Source organism: Microcoleus sp. (genome assembly GCF_041354475.1).
In the GTDB taxonomy this organism is placed as follows: Bacteria; Cyanobacteriota; Cyanobacteriia; order Cyanobacteriales; family Microcoleaceae; genus Microcoleus.
This window is the reverse complement of record NZ_JBGJZU010000035.1, coordinates 1-18,184: the sequence shown is the minus strand read 5'-3', so window position 1 is coordinate 18,184 and position 18,184 is coordinate 1. Positions and strand designations below refer to the sequence as shown.

Here is an 18,184-nt window from a genome sequence, read left to right as displayed (position 1 = left end):
AACCCAACCTACAACCTATGTTATTTATTTAGGGAATGTTGGGAAAGCCGAATGTAGGTTTTCTAAAATTCTCTCCGATCAAAGGTGGCGGGTAAAAATGGCAAATCGCATATGGCAACTCTTAACTACTGAACCTGGTTTCTGACCACCCTTGGGTAAGTCCTATTGATGATTTGTATCGATCGCCCTTAATTCTCTCCAAAAGTACGCGCGTGCGGAGCTATCCCCAAGGGAATCGTACTTAATTTCAAGCAGCAACAGAACAATTATTCGATCGCAATAATTCCCAAGCTTGGTGTTTTACTCTACCTTCCATTACCTCTGTTTGCAAAGTAATAAAAGCGTCAAAATCTTCCAAACCGTACTTTGTCATCTGCAACTGTTGCCGCAACTGTTCTTCCGCATCAACCGTGAGACAACCTGTCGCTAAAGCTTTTCGGACAATGGTAGTGATTAATGTCATAGTAAATGTTCCTTCCAATAATATGCACACTCTAAAACAGTCGATTTTTTTAACCAGACTAATCTCACTTTGAGTTTGTTTCACAATTATGGTTCAAAATAGCCAAGATCTACCTTGAGGCATATCAAATATACCGACTTTTTTTCACAGGCAATGTAGCCTTTATCACATTCAACTGCAATCCGTAGGCACAATTTAACTTATATCTAACAACCGCCTCCATTCCCTTACCGCAAAAGTTGGAACCAAGATTTGTAGATCTTTTTTACCTTGGACTGGCAAATTTAAGCCTAAAGGTCGATCGCTCTCCAATTGGGCCACCATTAATTTAAAATCGTACTCTCCCACGTTAACCGGCAAATCCGATTTTCTCCAAATATCGTTAGCCAGCGCCAGTTCCAGATTCCCCGCCACCACCTTCAGCGCCACTGGGTGATCCAATTGGGTGCCAGGAAATCCCACCAATCTCAGGTTAAGAGAGTCTCCTCGGCCCGATCGCACTCGCTTATACAAAACAACTTGCCATGCTTTGTCCTGATTATCCCGCAAGCTTTGTACGGATCTGAACATTACTCTGTCCCCGGTTTCTGGATATTTGTGAATCGAAGCCAAGGCTGGTGGGTTGTTGGTGATGGTTAGACAGAAGCACAATGTAATAATTGTTACAATTTTCCGCCAATCATGTTTTTCCATTTGGCAATACTTCCAATGAAGGTTTATGCTCAGAACTTTAGTCCCATTAGATGACGCATAGTCCTTATTTCCAATCACTTTCAGCTTGCGACAACACGTAGGCTGAAACATCGATAATTTGTTGTTCAGATAAGCGATCTTTGTAAGACGGCATGATATTCTTACCGTTGGTGACTAAATTGGCAATATTGGCGATCGAATCCATGCCATATCGTTTCAATGCTTTCTGTTTCAAATTTTTGCCACGTCTAATAATATTGCCACCATTGCTGTGACAACCCGCACAATTGACGGTAAAAACTTCGGCAGCAGTTGCAGAATTTGCAGTTGCATCTGCCAAAGCAATTTGGGGACTCATTGTAATTACTCCCAAGGCCAAGGTCAGAATTAATAGGAAACCAGCGAATATTTTTTTCAAGTTCATTAGCCAAATCCTCTATTTTTAGGTTTCAAACAATCTACTAACATAATATTATATCCAATGTGGCACTAAAAAATGATTATTAACAGTTAACTGTCAACTGTCAACCATCAACTGTCAACTGCCAACTGTCAACCATCAACTGTCAACCATCAACTGTCAACTGCCAACTGTCAACCATCAACTGTCAACCGTCAACAATCTCACCATTAATTTCGCCGAACTCGATTTGATTTCCCACCGCGAGAGTCAGCGTACCTTCTGGTTCTACCAGTTTCATGTCGCCTTGACTGTCTGTGACCCACCAAGCGCGATCGGATAAATTGGTCAATCCCAAGGACAGTGGCTGTACAGAACTAGAGTTCACAACTGCTACCACACCATTAGATGCAGTAGATTTTAAAGTAGATATGTCGGAACTAAACAATTGAGTCCCTACACTCAAAGGGATAACTTTGCTGCTTAATTTTAGGGAAAATTCGCTATTAACGAAAGATTTTTCCGCCGGATCTGCTGATATATATGTAGCTGGAATTTTGGCAGAATTGGCAACGGGCAAATCCGAGTTACCGACGGTAATTGTACAATTTCCTAATTTCTTTTGATCGCCCGATCGCAAATAAGTCACCGCCCCACTATCAAAATTTTCGCAGACAATTTGCCCAGCCTCCAATTGAAAGCGCATAGCCAAGGGCGAAATATTTGGAATACAGATAATAGACAAATTATCATCGCTACCAAAAGTCACCGGTTCAGCACCAATAGTCAGAGTGCGATTGACTCCGTTATCGTAACTAATTACCAGCCAAGCTTTGTTGAACAAAGTTTCAGCCACAACTAGCATAATTCCAATCCAAAAGCCGATCGCCCCACAGCCCGCTAAACGGCCCACAGTACCCGATAAAGAATAAGCGAACAAAATAAACAAACATCCGCCCAACACGCCCCCAACACCGCCTCCGCCCGCGCCGCGCAGCATTCCTAAGTTGGGAATCCGTTTGGAAAGTGCCAGCCCTAACAAACTGCCAGCTATTCCCCAACAAACTACTCGCAATAATTCATTGGGACCAATGCCGCTGTAAATAGCTTCTGCAATCGCCCCAGAAATCGCCCCTGCGATTAAACCAAACAATCCCCCGTTCTTGAAAGCTGCTTTAAATTGAGGCTTGCCTTTGATGTAGTAATAATAGCCAAACATAATCGCTGTAGCAATGCCACCGCCTACCAATCCAAACCAGCGGGCGGTGGAAAGTACACTCTCAAAAAAAGATACCGAACCCGACAGGCGATCGAAATTCATGAAAGGTTCGGTGATTAAATTACCCACGAAACCGCCGACGGCACCGCTGACACCAAACTGCAAAGCTTTTGTAATGGCTGATAGATTTCTTTTCAAAGCGCACCTGGTTGAAAATTACAGCAAAATTTGACTACAAGCTCGAAAGTCGGAATTTCCCGATCGCACCTGGGCGAGCCCTCACCTCCGGCTTTTTTATACCTAGGAATTTAAAGTGGGGAAGCCGAACCACCACGCCCCAGCTAAAACACCGAGTATTTATAAGTCGTAATGCTTGGTATCAGAAGATTATAGCGTTTTGAGCGACATAATTTGGGGATGCCAAAATCAGTGCTCTAGACCCCAAAATGAAAACGAATGTTACAAACTATTACAGTAACACTCAGAATGTGAACATAATGCCTCAAAATACTTGCCAGAGGTAGTTGCGTCACAGAATCAAATTCCTGACCAATTATCGGACAGTCACTCGATCGCCACCTAAATGATTGCAACCTCGATCGCAAAATTAGAGAAAGCAGCAGTTATGTGTGGTATCGTAAGCGACAGGCAAAGTGCAGCCAAAAACAGCGCACCGGCGTCAGAACAAGCGCCGTCAAACGCCCAAGGTAGCAACCAGCCAACAACTTCAAAAGTTGGAAGCAAGGTAAATTCCCGAAAGCGTCAAAGCTCCTGCCGCAAGCCAGAGGAACGGGATGCAAGCGCCCACCATCGCCATGCTGAGCGTGGAGCAGTTCGTAATTGCAAAATATCCAGCGGGTACACACAAGATGAGTATCGTCACCAAATCAATCGTCAACGCAGACGCTGAAGCTCGTTACCTGAGCCCAGGCGAATTAGACCGGATCAAAAGCTTCGTCACCTCTGGTGAACGCCGCGTCCGCATCGCCCAAATTTTGAGCGAATCCCGCGAACGTATCGTCAAGCAAGCAGGCGACCAACTTTTCCAAAAACGCCCTGATGTAGTTTCCCCTGGTGGTAACGCTTACGGCGAAGAAATGACCGCAACTTGCTTGCGCGACTTGGACTACTACCTGCGTTTGATCACCTACGGAATCGTAGCTGGCGACATTACTCCGATCGAAGAAATCGGTATTGTTGGCGTCCGCGAAATGTACAAATCCTTGGGAACCCCCATTGAAGCCGTCGCCGAAGGCGTTCGCGCCATGAAAAATGCAGCGAGCTCGCTGCTTTCTGGAGAAGATGCTTCCGAAGCTTCCTCTTACTTCGACTACGTTATCGGTGCGATGCAGTAAAGATTTTAGGTTTTAGATTGTGAGTTACCAGCCTGGAGCCACAAGCTTTTGCAGATAAATAACCACTGTATAAATCTGAAATCCCAAATCTCAAATCCGAGCTACAAAATTGGACTGAACTCAGCCACTTTCTAGGAAACAAGACCATCATGCAAGACGCAATTACCGCCGTTATCAATTCCTCTGACGTTCAAGGTAAGTACCTGGATATCAGCGCTCTAGACAAACTAAAAAACTACTTCGCTTCTGGTGAACTGCGCGTCCGTGCCGCTACAGCCATCAGCGCCAATGCAGCCACAATCGTCAAAGAAGCAGTTGCTAAGTCTCTGTTGTACTCGGACGTAACTCGTCCCGGTGGCAATATGTACACCACTCGCCGTTATGCAGCTTGCATTCGCGACTTGGACTACTACCTCCGCTACGCCACCTACGCCATGTTGGCTGGCGACCCTTCCATCCTGGATGAGCGCGTGCTCAACGGTTTGAAAGAAACCTATAACTCCTTGGGCGTGCCCATCGGTTCTACCGTACAAGCTATCCAAGCTATGAAAGAAGTCACCGCCGGTTTGGTCGGTTCTGACGCTGGTAAAGAAATGGGCGTCTATTTCGACTACATCTGCTCTGGCTTGAGCTAAGACGAAGGACGAAGGTAGAAGGTAGAAGGTAGAAGGAAGAAGGAAGAAGGAAGAAGGTAGAAGGAAGAAGGTAGAAGGAAGAAGGAAGAAGGAAATAAAAATATTTATTTCTTACCTTTAGGAACTTTAGACTTTTAAACTTTTAAACTTTTAAACTTTAGACTTTTAGACTTTAGACTTTTAGACTTTTAGCCTTTTCTTTTGGAAGAAGTCAGGGAAGTTACGAGTGATTGCTAGACCGTCAAAGGCTTGTCGAGAATACTGGACGAGTTTTAATGAGCTAGTTTTGATTCTTAACTCCCTGTCTTCAATGTTTTAAAAATCCATCTAAAAATCAGTAAACCTACTTCAGGAGGTAGTTTCCCATGAGAATGTTTAAAGTGACTGCTTGCGTCCCCAGCCAAACACGCATCCGCACTCAGCGCGAATTGCAAAATACCTATTTTACTAAACTTGTTCCTTACGATAACTGGTTTCGGGAACAACAAAGAATTATGAAAATGGGCGGCAAAATTATTAAAGTGCAACTGGCTACTGGGAAAGTTGGTGCTAATACTGGTCTACTTTAAGATCCAGCGCTGGATTAGTGTAGGGTTAAGAGGTTGCCGATTTTGCATAGGCGAAGCATGACCGCAGACAATTTATTAGTCATAACCAGGGATTTACAGCGGTCATGCTTCGCCCCTACGAATGTATTTGCAAAACACAGATGCAGCCAAGCTAGAGCAAAACGAGTTGGCAGGAAAATCCAACTAATTCTACCTATAGAACTTACACAAAAATAGCCTTCAACATTCCTGTTTCTCGATCGGCCTGAAATTCAAATCCTAACTTCCGACAAAGGCTCTGCATCTGGTAATTACTGGTCAGAATATAACCCACGATCGCCGAAAGTTGTTCGTCCTTGCCAACTTCTAGAAGTCGCCTTAAAATTTCAGTACCCAACCCTTGATGCTGATAGCCATCCCCCACAATCAAAGCAAATTCCGCTTCATTTGTCCCGTGCAACTTACTCAGCCTTCCTACTGCCAAAATCTCATGTTCTAAGGTTTGCGGAACTTGGCGATCGGCAACTAACAGCATTTCGCGATCGTAATCAATAAAACAAATTCGAGTCAATCTTTCGTGAGCAATCCGCTGCTTGAGCTTCACAGTATGAGCATAGCGCAAATAGACGCTATCCTCCGAAAGACTTTGATGAAACTTGACCATCAGTGGCTCGTCTTCCGGGCGAATTGGCCTAATCGTTAAACGATCGCCCTTGGGTGACTCCCATTCCTGCACGTATTTCGTCGGATAGGGACGAATTGCAGGTAGTGGCTTCTGGGCGAAATCGGCCGTTGTGTGGAGCAAAACCCGCGCATCTAGAGCAACCATACCGTCGGGAGAAACCAGCAGAGGATTGATATCAATTTCCCGAATCTGTGGCTGTTCCACTATTAACTGACTAAAACTCACCAGCAACTGTTCTAGTTTTGCCAAATCGATCGCCTGTCTGCCACGCACGCCTTGCAAGGCTTTATAAATGCGGGTTTGTTCCATCATTCGCCGCGCCAAGGTGGTATTTAAAGGAGGTAACGCTAGCGCCCTATCTTGAAAGATTTCCACCAATTGACCACCCATACCAAATAATATTACCGCGCCAAACTGCGGATCGAGACTGCTACCCAAAATTAGTTCGTAGCCCTCCATTTTCACCATGGGCTGTACAGTTACGCCCAAAAATGCTTCAGGATCGATCGCACGTACTTTTGATTCGATCGCCTCAAATGCTCGACTCACAGCCGCCACATCGGCGAGATTTAAGTGCACGCCACCCACATCAGTTTTGTGAGTAATCGTTTCTGAATGCAGTTTCAGAACTACAGGATAGCCAAAGCGATCGGCAATTTCCACAGATTCCCTACTGCTGGTAGCAATGGATGTAGCAATTGTGGGAATACCATAGGCGGCGAGTAATTGCTTTGATTCGTATTCTGTTAATAGAGTGCGATCGCTCTTACTTACCTTAGTTAAAATTTGTGCTGCCAAAATGCGATCGGGTGCATGAATCTCGGAATCCGCAGGTAAAGAAGGAGTCTCATAAATGCCCCGCAAATTATAGGTATACTGCCACATATAGTTAAACAATCTGACAGCAGTATCGGGATAGGGAAAGGTGGGAATATTTGCTTGATTGAGAATTTGCGTTCCCGCGGCAATTTCTGCACCGCCCATCCAACTAGATAAAATCGGCTTGCCTAATTTGCTATAAGCCTTGAGTTTTTCTGCGGTTAGAGTGGGATTAGTCATCGCTTGGGGAGTCAAGATGACTAAAAGTCCATCACTATTTGGATCGCTAGCAACTACTTCTAAGGTTTGGGCATAGCGATCGCTGCTAGCATCACCTAAAATATCGATCGGATTATGATGACTCCATTGAGCGGGTAAAAATTGATTTAATTGCTCCAAAGTCTCTGGTGCTAGTTCCGATAATGCACCGCCACCACTAATTAACGCATCAGTGGCGATCGCCCCTGGGCCCCCAGCATTAGTCACAATCGAGAGCCGATTACCCTTGGGGCGAGGTTGTTTTGCCAGAATTTCCGCCATATCAAACAAGTCAGAAATCGTATTAACCCGCAATACACCACAGCGACGGAAAGCGGCATTCAAAACAGCATCACTACCAGTCAAAGCTCCTGTATGGGAAGCAGCAGCTTTAGCCGCCGCCTCAGTTTGTCCGACTTTGAGTACAATAATCGGTTTATCCATCGCAACTTCGCGGGCTGCTGATAGAAAAGCGCGAGCATCGCCGATGGATTCCATATACAAAACGATGCTATGGGTATGGGGATCGTCACCCAGATATTCAATCAAATCTCCCCAACTGACATCCAGCATAGAGCCGATGGAAACAAAGGCGCTGAATCCCACATTTTCTCCCAAACTCCAGTCTAAAATTGAAGTACACAGCGCTCCGCTTTGGCTAATGAAGGCGACATTACCAGCACGGGCGATCGTACTTGCAAAAGTCGCATTCAGTCCGGCGATGGGATTCATTAAGCCGAGACAATTGGGCCCAATAATTCGCATTCCGCCCAGGCGCGCTTCTGCGATAATTTGTTGCTCTAAAGCGGCACCCCTCTCCCCAATTTCTTTGAAACCAGCAGAAACAATAATTGCGCCTTTGACTCCCACTGCTACACATTCTCGAATGACTTGGGGAACTGTCGCAGCAGGTGTAGCAATCACCGCCAAATCGACAACTTCTGGTACACTAGCAATGTCAGGATAGGATTTGATGCCCAATACGCTGGGACGTTGGGGATTGACGGGAAAAACCGTGCCCCCAAAGGGACTGCGAATCAAGTTCCAGAGTATAGTCCGCCCCACACTTCCTTCTCTTTCGCTGGCACCAATTACCGCCACAGAGCGGGGATGAAAGATACAATCGAGGGGATGGCGCTGTTCTTTCCAAATATCATGGGCCCGATCGCATAGGGATGTTGGATTGGTTGAAATTTTTTCCATTTCATTCTCCCGATCTTAGCGATCGATCGACGCTATTTTTTTAGCTTTAATTTTTCTATTCATCACCTAGATTAACCTAATCCTCTAAAATTTGCAACCTAATCTACAATGGCAAGAAATCTGCATTGTTTGAGCTTTGTTACTAATCATTATTGAAAGGACTATTGCAGGGTGCGTCAGTTAATAAGCGTTTTGTGCCTAATAAGTGTTCTAGCTGACGCACCCTACAAGCCTCGTTTGAAGATTTTTGATTTACTTGAACCATTGATAAGCCATGATTAAAACTCGCCCCAATCAATCCCAAAAAACTAGACAAATTCCCCTGAGATTAGTTCTAATTGTCCCCTTTGTGGTGCAAATTGTCGGCGCAGTGGGTCTGGTTGGTTATCTTTCTTACCGCAGTGGACAAAAAGCAGTAGAAGATATAGCAAAACCTTTGATGGCAGAAATTGGCGATCGCATTGACCAAAATCTAAACAATTATTTGCAAAAACCTAAAGAAGTTACCCGCAATAATGTTGCTGCGATCAAACTCGGTATTTTAAATTATAAAGATTTTTCAGAAGTAGAGCACTATTTATGGGAGCAATCGCAGATTTTTGATAAATTGAATGCCTTAGTAATCGCCACCGAAACAAAAGATATGCTCGTTATAAATAAGCTGGATGATGGTTCTCGTGTCGTCCGCATAAGAACCAAGTTAAATAACTACAAATGGAATAATTACTTAACTGACAGTCAAGGAAACCACACCAACTTAATTCAAGATTCAAAAAATAACGACCCTCCCCAGAAATCCCCTCCAGAAAATCGTCCTTGGTATGAAGTTGGAAAAAAAACACCCAGTGGGATTTGGCAGATAGTTGTTTCACGAATAAAGTTAGATGATCCCAGATTAGTAGCGGCTTATGTATTACCCTTCTTCGATCAAAATAATACCCTTCAAGGAGTTGCCAGTTGCTCCATTTCTCTATTCCAACTTGGGGATTTCCTCAAAGAATTAAAAATTGGCAAAACAGGTCAGGCTTTTATCTTAGAAAACAAGGGATTGTTAATCGGTACTTCCACAGGTGAAACTCCCTTTGTTCCAAGTTTAGTAAGCTCTCTCAAGTCCGATAAAGAGAAAGATGATCCCAACCAATACAGATTAAAGGCTGTGAATAGTCATGAAGAAATGACTCGAAAAACCACTAAAAAATTACTGGAATATTTCGGTGGACTTGAGCATATCAAAACCAAACAAGAACTTAGCTTTACAGACAATGGTAAACGTTACTTTGTTCAAGTTGTTCCATTCCAGGGGCAAAAAGATTTAGATTGGCTAACAGTTATTGTTATTCCTGAAACTGACTTCATGGCAGAAATTCAGGCAAATGCTCGTTGGACAATTTTATTGTGTGGTCTGACTCTGGTTGCCGCAACAGGGATTGGTATTCTCACCGCCCGTTGGATTACTATACCGATTTTACGATTAAGTCAGGCAAGTCAAGCTTTAGCATTAGGAGAATGGCAAAATTATGGAATAAAAAATGGCTCTATAGAAATTCAAAGTATTACAGAAGTAGCAAATCTGGCTGATTCTTTTAATAGTATGGCTGAACAGTTACAAACCTCTTTTGAAACCTTAGAACATCGGGTAGAAGAAAGAACAGCAGAGCTAGTCATTGCTAAAGAAAAAGCCGAAGTAGCTAACCAAGCTAAAAGTACCTTTATTGCCAATATGAGCCATGAATTGCGATCGCCTCTTAATGCTATTCTCGGTTTTTCTCAATTGATGATACGCTCTACAAACTTGCCATCGGAACAACATGAAAATGCGGGCATCATCTATCGCAGTGGCGATCACCTATTGACACTGATTAATAATGTTTTAGATTTATCGAAAATTGAAGCAGGTAAAACTACCCTCAATCCTCAAGACTTTGACTTACATCGCTTGCTAGATGATTTAGAAGATATGCTGCATCTAGGTGCAACTAATGCAGGCTTAAACTTGCTCTTTCAGCGTACTGAAAATGTCCCCCGCTATATCTGCACCGATCAAGTCAAATTGCGTCAGGTTATAATCAATTTACTCAGTAATGCCATCAAATTTACCTCAGAGGGTCAAATTACTCTCTATGTCTTTCAGGGAGAGCAAGAAACCACAGATGTTTTTAATCTCCATTTCCGTGTCCGTGATACTGGGGTGGGTATTGCTGCCGCAGAATTGCCCAAACTCTTTGATGCTTTTTCTCAAGCACAGGCAGGAAAAGAGATGCAAGAAGGAACGGGTTTAGGTTTAGCAATCAGCCAGAAATTCGTGCAACTAATGGGAGGGGATATTTCGGTAGAAAGCGAATTAGGAAAAGGCACTCTTTTCCAATTCTATATTCAGGCAAAACTGGGTCAAGAAACAGTCAGCAAGAGTTCAGAAGAACATCCAAGAGTGCTGGGACTTGCTCCCGGTCAACTTACCTACAAAATTCTTACCGTAGATGATAAACCCATTAATTGTCAATTATTAATTAAGTTACTCGCGCCGTTGGGATTTGAGGTCAAAGAAGCTAGTAATGGTAAAGAAGCGATCGCAATTTGGGATGAATGGGAACCTCACCTAATTTGGATGGATATGAGAATGCCTGTTATGGATGGTTATGAAGCTACAAAATATATTAAATCTACCACCAAAGGTAATGCTACGGCGGTGATTGCTTTAACGGCAAGTGTTTTAGAGGAAGAAAAAGCGATCGTGCTTTCCGCGGGGTGCGATGACTTCCTCCGCAAACCATTTGCCGAACATACAATTTTCGACGCACTGGCTAAACATCTTGGTGTAAAATATATCTTAGCGGAAACAACTTCACCAAACTTAAACGAGCAAGCAGAGAGCGTCTTGACTTCACAACACTTCACCTGTATGTCTCAAAAATGGATTACCCAACTATACGAAGCTGCTCTTGAAGCAAATACCAAGCTTGCCTTACCACTGCTAGCAGAAATTCCCCAGACAGAAACTTGTTTGATACAATCATTGACCAAACTGGTACGTCAATTTCAATTTGAACAAATTCTCGACCTAGCCGAACCCCTGATAAGCGATGAATCTTAATTCTGAAAGCGACAATAAAGGTAATATTCTGATTGTAGACGATCTCATCGAAAATTTACAATTACTAAGCGATGTGCTCTTCAAACTTGGCTACACTGTTCGCAGCGTCACCAGTGGAGTGATGGCACTGAAAACCATAAAAGTCAAGTGTCCAGATGTCATTCTGTTAGATATTAAAATGCCACAAATGGATGGTTATGAAGTATGTAAAGCCATCAAATCCGATGAGAATATACGCCACATTCCCGTTATTTTTATTAGTGCTTTAGATGATGTTTTTGACAAGGTAAAAGCCTTTGAGTCAGGGGGCATAGATTACATTACCAAACCCTTTCACATCGAAGAAGTCGTAGCGCGTCTGGAAAATCAGTTAATCATTCAACGTCAGCAACGGCTTCTGGAAAAAGAAATTAATATCCGCAGAGAAGCGGAAGAGGTACTGTATCAATCGAGGGCTTTACTTGCTAGCGTTTTAAATAGTTCCCTGGATGGTATTGCGGCACTGCAAGCTGTCCGCAACCCGGTAACTGGGGAGATTGATGATTTTCGTTGTTTAGTTGTCAACCCGGTGATTGCTAGAGTTTTCAAACGCACCCGCGAACAGATAATTGGTAAATTGGTACTCAAAAAAATCTTGCATCGTATCGCCCCAGAACTCTTTAATGGGTTCGTCAATATTGTAGAAAATGGAGAGAGTTTAGCCAAAGATTTTTACTATGAATCAGTGTCTTCTTGGTTTCATTTTGTAGCAGTAAAATTGGGTGATGGTTTTGCTATTACCATCCGCGATATTACTGCACGGAAACAAGCGGAATTTCAATTACAAGAACAAGCTGAAAGCTTAAAAATTACTCTCAGGGAACTCAAACGCACCCAAGCAAAACTCATCCATAGTGAAAAAATGTCTTCCATTGGGAATCTGGTTGCAGGTGTGGCACATGAAATTAACAATCCAGTTAATTTTATTCACGGCAATCTGAGTCCTGCTACGGAATATTTCCAAGATTTACTAAATTTGGTAAAACTATATCAACAACATTTACCCGATCCCCCACCAGAAATTCAAGCAGAAATCAAGGCTATTAACCTAGATTTTCTGCAAGAAGACTTGCTCAAACTACTTAATTCTATGCAGATAGGGACCGAACGTATTCAGGAAATAGTTTTGTCCCTGCGGAATTTCTCCCGTCACGATGAGGCTGAATTCAAACGAGTGGATATTCATCAAGGTATCGACAATACGCTGATGCTTCTCCAAAATCGCCTAAAAGCGACGCTAAAAAATCCCGAAATTACCGTAATTAAAAATTATGGTGAACTACCGTTGATTGAGTGTTATTCCGGTCAACTTAATCAGGTATTTATTAATATAATAAATAATGCTATAGATTCCGTGCACGCTCATTTCACAGGCGATATACCAAAAATAATAATTCAAACTCAAGTTCATAATAATCATGGAATATCAATCAAAATATCTGATAATGGCTGGGGAATTGCTAAAGAACTGCAATCCAAGTTGTTTGACCCTTTCTTTACCACAAAACAGGTAGGAGAAGGTACGGGACTGGGACTGTTTATCTGTCACCAGATTGTGGTTGATAAACACGGTGGGGATTTATATTGTCACTCGATCCTAGGAAAAGGAGCAGAATTTGTTATTGAAATTCCAATAAAAAAACATACAGTAAACATTAATTCTTCCATATAATCATTAATTAAATAACTTTAAAAGCCATGAATTTAAATCACAAACAACCAGAAAAAGGCAACATTATTCTAGTAGACGATCTCATCGAAAATTTACAATTACTAAGCGATGTGCTCTTCAAACTTGGCTACACTGTTCGCAGCGTCACCAGTGGAGTGATGGCACTGAAAACCATAAAAGTCAAGTGTCCAGATGTGATTATTTTAGATATTAAAATGCCACAAATGGATGGTTATGAAGTCTGTAAAGCCATCAAATCCGATGACAATCTACGCCACATTCCCGTTATTTTCATTAGTGCTTTAGATGATGTTTTTGACAAGGTAAAAGCCTTTGAGTCAGGGGGCATAGATTACATTACCAAACCCTTTCACATCGAAGAAGTCGTAGCGCGTCTGGAAAATCAGTTAATTATTCAACGTCAGCAACGGCTGCTGGAAAAAGAAATTAATATCCGCAGAGAAGCGGAAGAGGTACTATATCAATCGAGGGCTTTACTGGCTAGTGTTTTAAATAGTTCCCTGGATGGTATTGCAGCAATGCAAGCTGTCCGCAACCCCGTAACTGGGGAGATTGATGATTTTCGTTGTTTAGTTGTCAACCCCGTGATTGCTAGAGTTTTCAAACGCACTCGTGAAGAGATGATTGGCAAATTGGTACTGAAAAAGTTTTTGAGCAATGTTGATCCAGAACTATTCCAGCGTTTCGTTGAAATTGTGGAAACCGGGGAACCTTTAGAGCACGATTTTTACTATGAATGGGAAGAGTCTTCTTGGTTTCACTGGGTAGCCGTAAAATTAGGTGATGGTTTTGCTATTACCATCCGTGATATCACTACACGTAAACAAATGGAAATAGCTTTCCAAGAAACCAATCAAAAACTAGAAATATTGGCGAATTTAGATGCTTTGACTCAGGTGGCTAACCGGGGCTGTTTCAACAATCGCCTCCAAAGCGAATGGGAACGATTAGCACAAGAAAAGCAGCCACTGTCGCTGATTTTATTGGATATTGATACTTTCAAAAGCTACAACGACTACTATGGTCATTTGGCGGGTGATAATTGCTTAGTTAGCATAGGGAAAACATTACAAAAAGTAGTCCATCGTCCCGCGGATTTAGCAGCGCGTTACGGTGGCGAAGAATTTGCGTTACTCCTCCCCAATACGGATTTGGAGGGAGGGATTAAGATAGCACAAAACATTCAGCAAGCAATTCATAGTTTGGCGATTCCCCATGAGCAGTCTCATGTCAAGAATACCCTCACAGTTAGTTTGGGAATCGCCTCACTCATCCCTAGCTTAGAATTGGAGCCAGATACTTTGGTTGCTCATGCAGACAAAGCACTATATCAAGCAAAAAAACAGGGGCGCGATCGCTATTGTGTATATAGTATTTCTCAGTCCCCTGTGCCCCCCACCCCCCCCAGCCCCCCCCAAGGGGGGAATGGTAATGGGGCATAGGGTATTACTAATTACCAATTACCTATTACTAATTACCAATTACCTATTACTTATTACTAATTATCGCTCTTACCTCATCTTTCTGAGAAAGGCTATATATAGCTGTTGACAGGACTTGATAAGTGCGATCGGACCATCAAGCAGTTAACTTTTGTAAAAACATGACAGCATTTCCATGGGAAATGATGGGATAGATATATAATGGAGACAAAAGATGAAAGAGCGACATCTTTAAAAAGAGTCCAAAATAGGAGGTTAAAGCTATGTATGCAGAATGGTACGGCTTTACAGAAGGGAGTTGGACAACAGAAATCAATGTCAGGGATTTTATTCAAAAGAATTACACGCCCTATGAAGGGAATGCCGAGTTTCTAGTAGGACCAACGACAAGGACTCAGAAGCTGTGGCAAGAAGTCTTGGAACTAATGAAACTAGAAATTGAAAAGGGTGTATTGGATGTTGATACCAAAGTACCCTCTTCAATTATAGCCCATGACGCTGGATATATAAATCGCCAACTCGAACAAATTGTGGGTTTGCAGACAGATAAACCTCTGAAACGGGCCATCATGCCCTATGGCGGAATTCGTGTGGTGAAAGCTGGTTTGGAAGCCTATGGCTATCAGCTTGACCCCCAAACAGAAGAGGTTTTTACTAAATATCGCAAAACCCATAATGACGGCGTATTCGATGTTTATACTCGTGAAATGCGGATGGCGAGGCGATCGGGCATTATCACAGGTTTACCCGATGCTTACGGGCGCGGGCGGATTATTGGGGATTATCGGCGCGTGGCTTTGTATGGAGTCGATCGCCTGATTGATGACAAGAAAGCTCAGCAAGAATCCCTGGAACTCGACATGATGGACGAGGAAACAATTCGCCTGCGGGAAGAGTTATCAGAACAGATGCAGGCTTTGTTTGAACTCAAGGAAATGGGGGCGAAGTACGGCTTTGATATTGGTCGTCCGGCGGGTAACTCCCAAGAGGCTGTGCAGTGGCTATATTTTGGCTATCTAGGCGCTGTCAAAGAGCAGAATGGGGCGGCGATGTCCCTCGGTAGGGTATCCACGTTTTTAGACGTATATTTCGAGGGGGATTTACGCAGTGGAGCGATCGCGGAAGTTGACTTGCAAGAACTGATCGATCATTTTGTGATGAAGCTGCGGATGGTGCGCTTTTTGCGAACTCCTGACTACAATGCGCTGTTTTCCGGCGATCCCACTTGGGTAACAGAAGCGATCGGCGGCATGAGTGCAGACGGTAGAACTATGGTAACAAAAAGCAGTTACCGATTCTTGCACACACTCTCAAATCTCGGCCCAGCACCAGAACCAAACCTGACTGTATTATGGTCAGAACATTTACCAGAAAACTTCAAAGAATTCTGCGCTAAAGTTTCCAGCGACACCAGTTCAATTCAGTATGAAAATGATGATTTGATGCGCCCCACCTATGGCGATGATTATGCGATCGCCTGTTGCGTATCAGTGATGCGAATCGGTAAACAGATGCAGTTTTTTGGCGCAAGGGTGAACCTGGCAAAAACTTTGCTGTATGCTATAAATGGCGGTAAAGATGAAAAATCTGGCGACCAAATAGCACCTCTATTTGCACCAATCACTGCCGAATATTTGGATTACCAAGAGGTGAATGAACGGTTGCAGCAAATGATGGCGTGGCTAGCAAAAGCCTACATCAATACGCTGAACGTCATTCACTATATGCACGACAAATATTGCTACGAACGGCTGGAAATGGCACTGCACGATCGCGATGTTTACCGTACAATGGCTTGTGGCATAGCCGGCTTGTCGGTGGTGGCTGACTCCCTCTCCGCGATTAAATACGCCAAAGTTAAAGTAGTTCGGAACGAGCAAGGTTTGGCGGTGGATTATCTGATAGAAGGCGATTATCCGCAGTATGGCAACAATGACGATCGCGTTGATAGTATGGCGATCGACTTAGTGCAACGGTTCATGAACGAAATTCGCAAGCACAAAACCTATCGTGGCGCAGTAGCAACTCAATCAGTCCTGACGATTACTTCCAATGTAGTCTACGGCAAAAAAACAGGCAGCACTCCCGATGGACGCAAGGCGGGAGAACCCTTTGCACCCGGTGCCAATCCCATGCACGGACGAGATTGTTGCGGCGCGATCGCCTCGCTATCTTCTGTGGCAAAATTGCCCTATAGTGACTGTCAAGATGGTATCTCGAATACCTTCTCAATTCTGCCCGCCGCCTTGGGAAGACTCGAAAGCGATCGCATTAATAATCTAGTTGGTTTACTCGATGGCTATTTCCATGATGGGGGTCATCATATTAATGTCAATGCGATCGATCGGACCACCTTACTAGATGCAATGGAACATCCCGAAAACTATCCTCAATTGACGATTCGCGTATCTGGCTATGCGGTTAACTTCATCAAGCTGACTCGCGAACAACAATTAGATGTGATTAAACGGACTTTCCACGAACGTGTCTAGATAGCAAAGAAACCGGTGCATCTGTGTTTGGCAAATATATTCGTAGGGGCGAAGCATGACCGCTGCAAATCTCTGGTTATCACTAATAAATTGTCTGCGGTCATGCTTCGCCTATGCAAAATCGAGATGCTCCCAAAGAAACCGGGTTTTTCACATCATTTAAAGGCTCAAAGCCAGTATTTACGCAAAAAACCCGGTTTCTGAAGGCTCGCAATTACAAGGAACTAAAAACGAAATTCATGTCTGGAATTGGACGCATTCATTCAATCGAAACCTTTGGTACTGTTGACGGACCAGGAATTAGGTTTATTGTCTTCACTCAGGGCTGTCCTCTGCGCTGTCTCTATTGTCACAATCCTGATTGTCGCAACGCCCATGATGGTAAAGAAGTGACCGTTGATTATCTGATTAATGAAATCAAAAAATGTAAATCCTACCTTCGGAAAGGCGGCGTGACAGTCAGCGGTGGCGAACCATTGATGCAGCCAGAATTCACCAGAGAAATATTCGATCGCTGTCATCAACTAGGCTTGCATACTGCCCTTGATACATCTGGCTATTGTGGTTTAGAAATTGCCAAACCAGTGCTAGAAATGACCGATCTAGTTCTACTAGATATCAAATCCTACATTCCCGAACTATATTACCAAGTGACCAATGTTTCCATCGAACCAACTTTAACGATGGCAAAATATCTCAGCGAGATTGACAAACCCACTTGGATTCGATTTGTGTTGGTTCCACACCTCACCGATAATATTGAAAACGTGGAGAAGTTAGCAGATTTTATCGCGACTCTCAAAAATGTGGAAAGATTGGAAGTTCTACCTTTTCATAAAATGGGGGAATATAAATGGGAACAATTAGGGCTTGCTTATGAGCTGAAAGATACACCACCCGCTTCGGCTGAACAGGTTCAGCAAACGGTTGATATTTTTCGCGATCGCGGGATAGAGGCGATCGGGGCGATCGCACTTTAGTTAAAGTTGGCTAGATCCCCCCTAGGGCGTGTTTTCAAACCCGGAGATCCCCCCCAACCCCCCTTAAAAAGGGGGGAGAAAGAAGCTCAAAGTCCCCCTTCCCCCCTCCCCCCTTGGGGGGGGCAGGGGGGGGGGGGGGGGGTAGGGGGGGGGGGGGGATTTAGGGGGT

The 18,184-nt window shown here is 43.5% G+C and carries 14 protein-coding genes; 8 read left to right on the top strand and 6 right to left on the bottom strand.

Translation table 11 applies throughout. From position 1 onward, the window contains the following. Positions 1 to 247: 247 nt before the first annotated feature. From ACBR23_RS14745 to ACBR23_RS14725, 5 genes are all read right to left on the bottom strand, one after another. The gene (locus ACBR23_RS14745) at positions 248 to 463 is read right to left on the bottom strand and encodes a hypothetical protein (RefSeq protein ID WP_371114003.1); all 216 of its coding nucleotides are present in this window, start codon (positions 461 to 463) and stop codon (positions 248 to 250) included. 195 nt (positions 464 to 658) lie between these two features. Next, entirely contained in the window at positions 659 to 1,156 is a 498-nt protein-coding gene (locus ACBR23_RS14740) for a DUF3122 domain-containing protein (protein ID WP_341736293.1), read from the bottom strand. 64 nt (positions 1,157 to 1,220) lie between these two features. Further along, positions 1,221 to 1,514 carry a c-type cytochrome gene (locus tag ACBR23_RS14735; protein WP_371114005.1) on the bottom strand — a complete coding sequence of 98 codons (294 nt, stop codon included), beginning with the start codon at positions 1,512 to 1,514 and terminating at the stop codon, positions 1,221 to 1,223. Positions 1,515 to 1,764: 250 nt separating this feature from the next. Continuing rightward, positions 1,765 to 2,973, bottom strand: a complete 1,209-nt coding sequence (locus tag ACBR23_RS14730) for a hypothetical protein (protein WP_371114006.1) — start codon at positions 2,971 to 2,973, stop codon at positions 1,765 to 1,767. Positions 2,974 to 3,354: 381 nt separating this feature from the next. After that, positions 3,355 to 3,519, bottom strand: coding sequence for a hypothetical protein (locus ACBR23_RS14725; protein WP_371114007.1), 165 nt, complete (start codon positions 3,517 to 3,519; stop codon positions 3,355 to 3,357). A 125-nt stretch (positions 3,520 to 3,644) separates the two neighbouring features. Between ACBR23_RS14725 and apcA the strand changes: the two genes are divergently transcribed. From apcA to ACBR23_RS14710, 3 genes are all read left to right on the top strand, one after another. Further along, complete coding sequence (apcA, locus tag ACBR23_RS14720; RefSeq protein WP_333176795.1) at positions 3,645 to 4,130, top strand: allophycocyanin subunit alpha; 486 nt, start codon at positions 3,645 to 3,647, stop codon at positions 4,128 to 4,130. Positions 4,131 to 4,279: 149 nt separating this feature from the next. Further along, the gene (apcB, locus tag ACBR23_RS14715; protein WP_006634930.1) at positions 4,280 to 4,765 is read left to right on the top strand and encodes an allophycocyanin subunit beta; all 486 of its coding nucleotides are present in this window, start codon (positions 4,280 to 4,282) and stop codon (positions 4,763 to 4,765) included. A gap of 365 nt (positions 4,766 to 5,130) precedes the next feature. Further along, complete coding sequence (locus ACBR23_RS14710) at positions 5,131 to 5,334, top strand: phycobilisome linker polypeptide (protein ID WP_340518781.1); 204 nt, start codon at positions 5,131 to 5,133, stop codon at positions 5,332 to 5,334. A gap of 202 nt (positions 5,335 to 5,536) precedes the next feature. Here the strand turns inward: ACBR23_RS14710 and ACBR23_RS14705 are convergent, their stop codons facing one another. After that, positions 5,537 to 8,278: a bifunctional acetate--CoA ligase family protein/GNAT family N-acetyltransferase gene (locus ACBR23_RS14705; protein ID WP_371114008.1), complete on the bottom strand. Its 2,742-nt coding sequence runs from the start codon at positions 8,276 to 8,278 to the stop codon at positions 5,537 to 5,539. Positions 8,279 to 8,552: 274 nt separating this feature from the next. Between ACBR23_RS14705 and ACBR23_RS14700 the strand changes: the two genes are divergently transcribed. The 5 genes from ACBR23_RS14700 (at position 8,553) to pflA (ending at position 18,015) form a co-directional block, all read left to right on the top strand. Further along, entirely contained in the window at positions 8,553 to 11,369 is a 2,817-nt protein-coding gene (locus ACBR23_RS14700; RefSeq protein ID WP_371114009.1) for an ATP-binding protein, read from the top strand. Continuing rightward, the gene (locus ACBR23_RS14695) at positions 11,359 to 13,080 is read left to right on the top strand and encodes a response regulator (protein WP_371114010.1); all 1,722 of its coding nucleotides are present in this window, start codon (positions 11,359 to 11,361) and stop codon (positions 13,078 to 13,080) included. The genes ACBR23_RS14700 and ACBR23_RS14695 overlap by 11 nt, the downstream gene beginning before the upstream one ends. A 26-nt stretch (positions 13,081 to 13,106) precedes the next feature. After that, positions 13,107 to 14,543 carry a diguanylate cyclase domain-containing protein gene (locus ACBR23_RS14690; protein WP_371114011.1) on the top strand — a complete coding sequence of 479 codons (1,437 nt, stop codon included), beginning with the start codon at positions 13,107 to 13,109 and terminating at the stop codon, positions 14,541 to 14,543. Positions 14,544 to 14,806: 263 nt separating this feature from the next. Continuing rightward, positions 14,807 to 17,035: a formate C-acetyltransferase gene (gene pflB, locus ACBR23_RS14685; protein ID WP_371114012.1), complete on the top strand. Its 2,229-nt coding sequence runs from the start codon at positions 14,807 to 14,809 to the stop codon at positions 17,033 to 17,035. A gap of 239 nt (positions 17,036 to 17,274) precedes the next feature. Beyond that, a complete protein-coding gene (gene pflA / locus ACBR23_RS14680; protein WP_371114040.1) occupies positions 17,275 to 18,015 on the top strand; it encodes a pyruvate formate-lyase-activating protein in 741 nt (246 codons plus the stop codon). The last annotated feature ends 169 nt before the right edge of the window (positions 18,016 to 18,184 follow it).

Coding starts and splice junctions, on each gene's coding strand:
- pflA (WP_371114040.1), top strand. CDS start 17,275: ATGTCTGGAATTGGACGCATTCATTCAATCGAAACCTTTGGTACTGTT.
- ACBR23_RS14735 (WP_371114005.1), bottom strand. CDS start 1,514: ATGAGTCCCCAAATTGCTTTGGCAGATGCAACTGCAAATTCTGCAACT.
- ACBR23_RS14740 (WP_341736293.1), bottom strand. CDS start 1,156: ATGGAAAAACATGATTGGCGGAAAATTGTAACAATTATTACATTGTGC.
- pflB (WP_371114012.1), top strand. CDS start 14,807: ATGTATGCAGAATGGTACGGCTTTACAGAAGGGAGTTGGACAACAGAA.
- ACBR23_RS14690 (WP_371114011.1), top strand. CDS start 13,107: ATGAATTTAAATCACAAACAACCAGAAAAAGGCAACATTATTCTAGTA.
- ACBR23_RS14700 (WP_371114009.1), top strand. CDS start 8,553: ATGATTAAAACTCGCCCCAATCAATCCCAAAAAACTAGACAAATTCCC.
- ACBR23_RS14710 (WP_340518781.1), top strand. CDS start 5,131: ATGAGAATGTTTAAAGTGACTGCTTGCGTCCCCAGCCAAACACGCATC.
- ACBR23_RS14695 (WP_371114010.1), top strand. CDS start 11,359: ATGAATCTTAATTCTGAAAGCGACAATAAAGGTAATATTCTGATTGTA.
- ACBR23_RS14745 (WP_371114003.1), bottom strand. CDS start 463: ATGACATTAATCACTACCATTGTCCGAAAAGCTTTAGCGACAGGTTGT.
- apcA (WP_333176795.1), top strand. CDS start 3,645: ATGAGTATCGTCACCAAATCAATCGTCAACGCAGACGCTGAAGCTCGT.
- ACBR23_RS14705 (WP_371114008.1), bottom strand. CDS start 8,278: ATGGAAAAAATTTCAACCAATCCAACATCCCTATGCGATCGGGCCCAT.
- apcB (WP_006634930.1), top strand. CDS start 4,280: ATGCAAGACGCAATTACCGCCGTTATCAATTCCTCTGACGTTCAAGGT.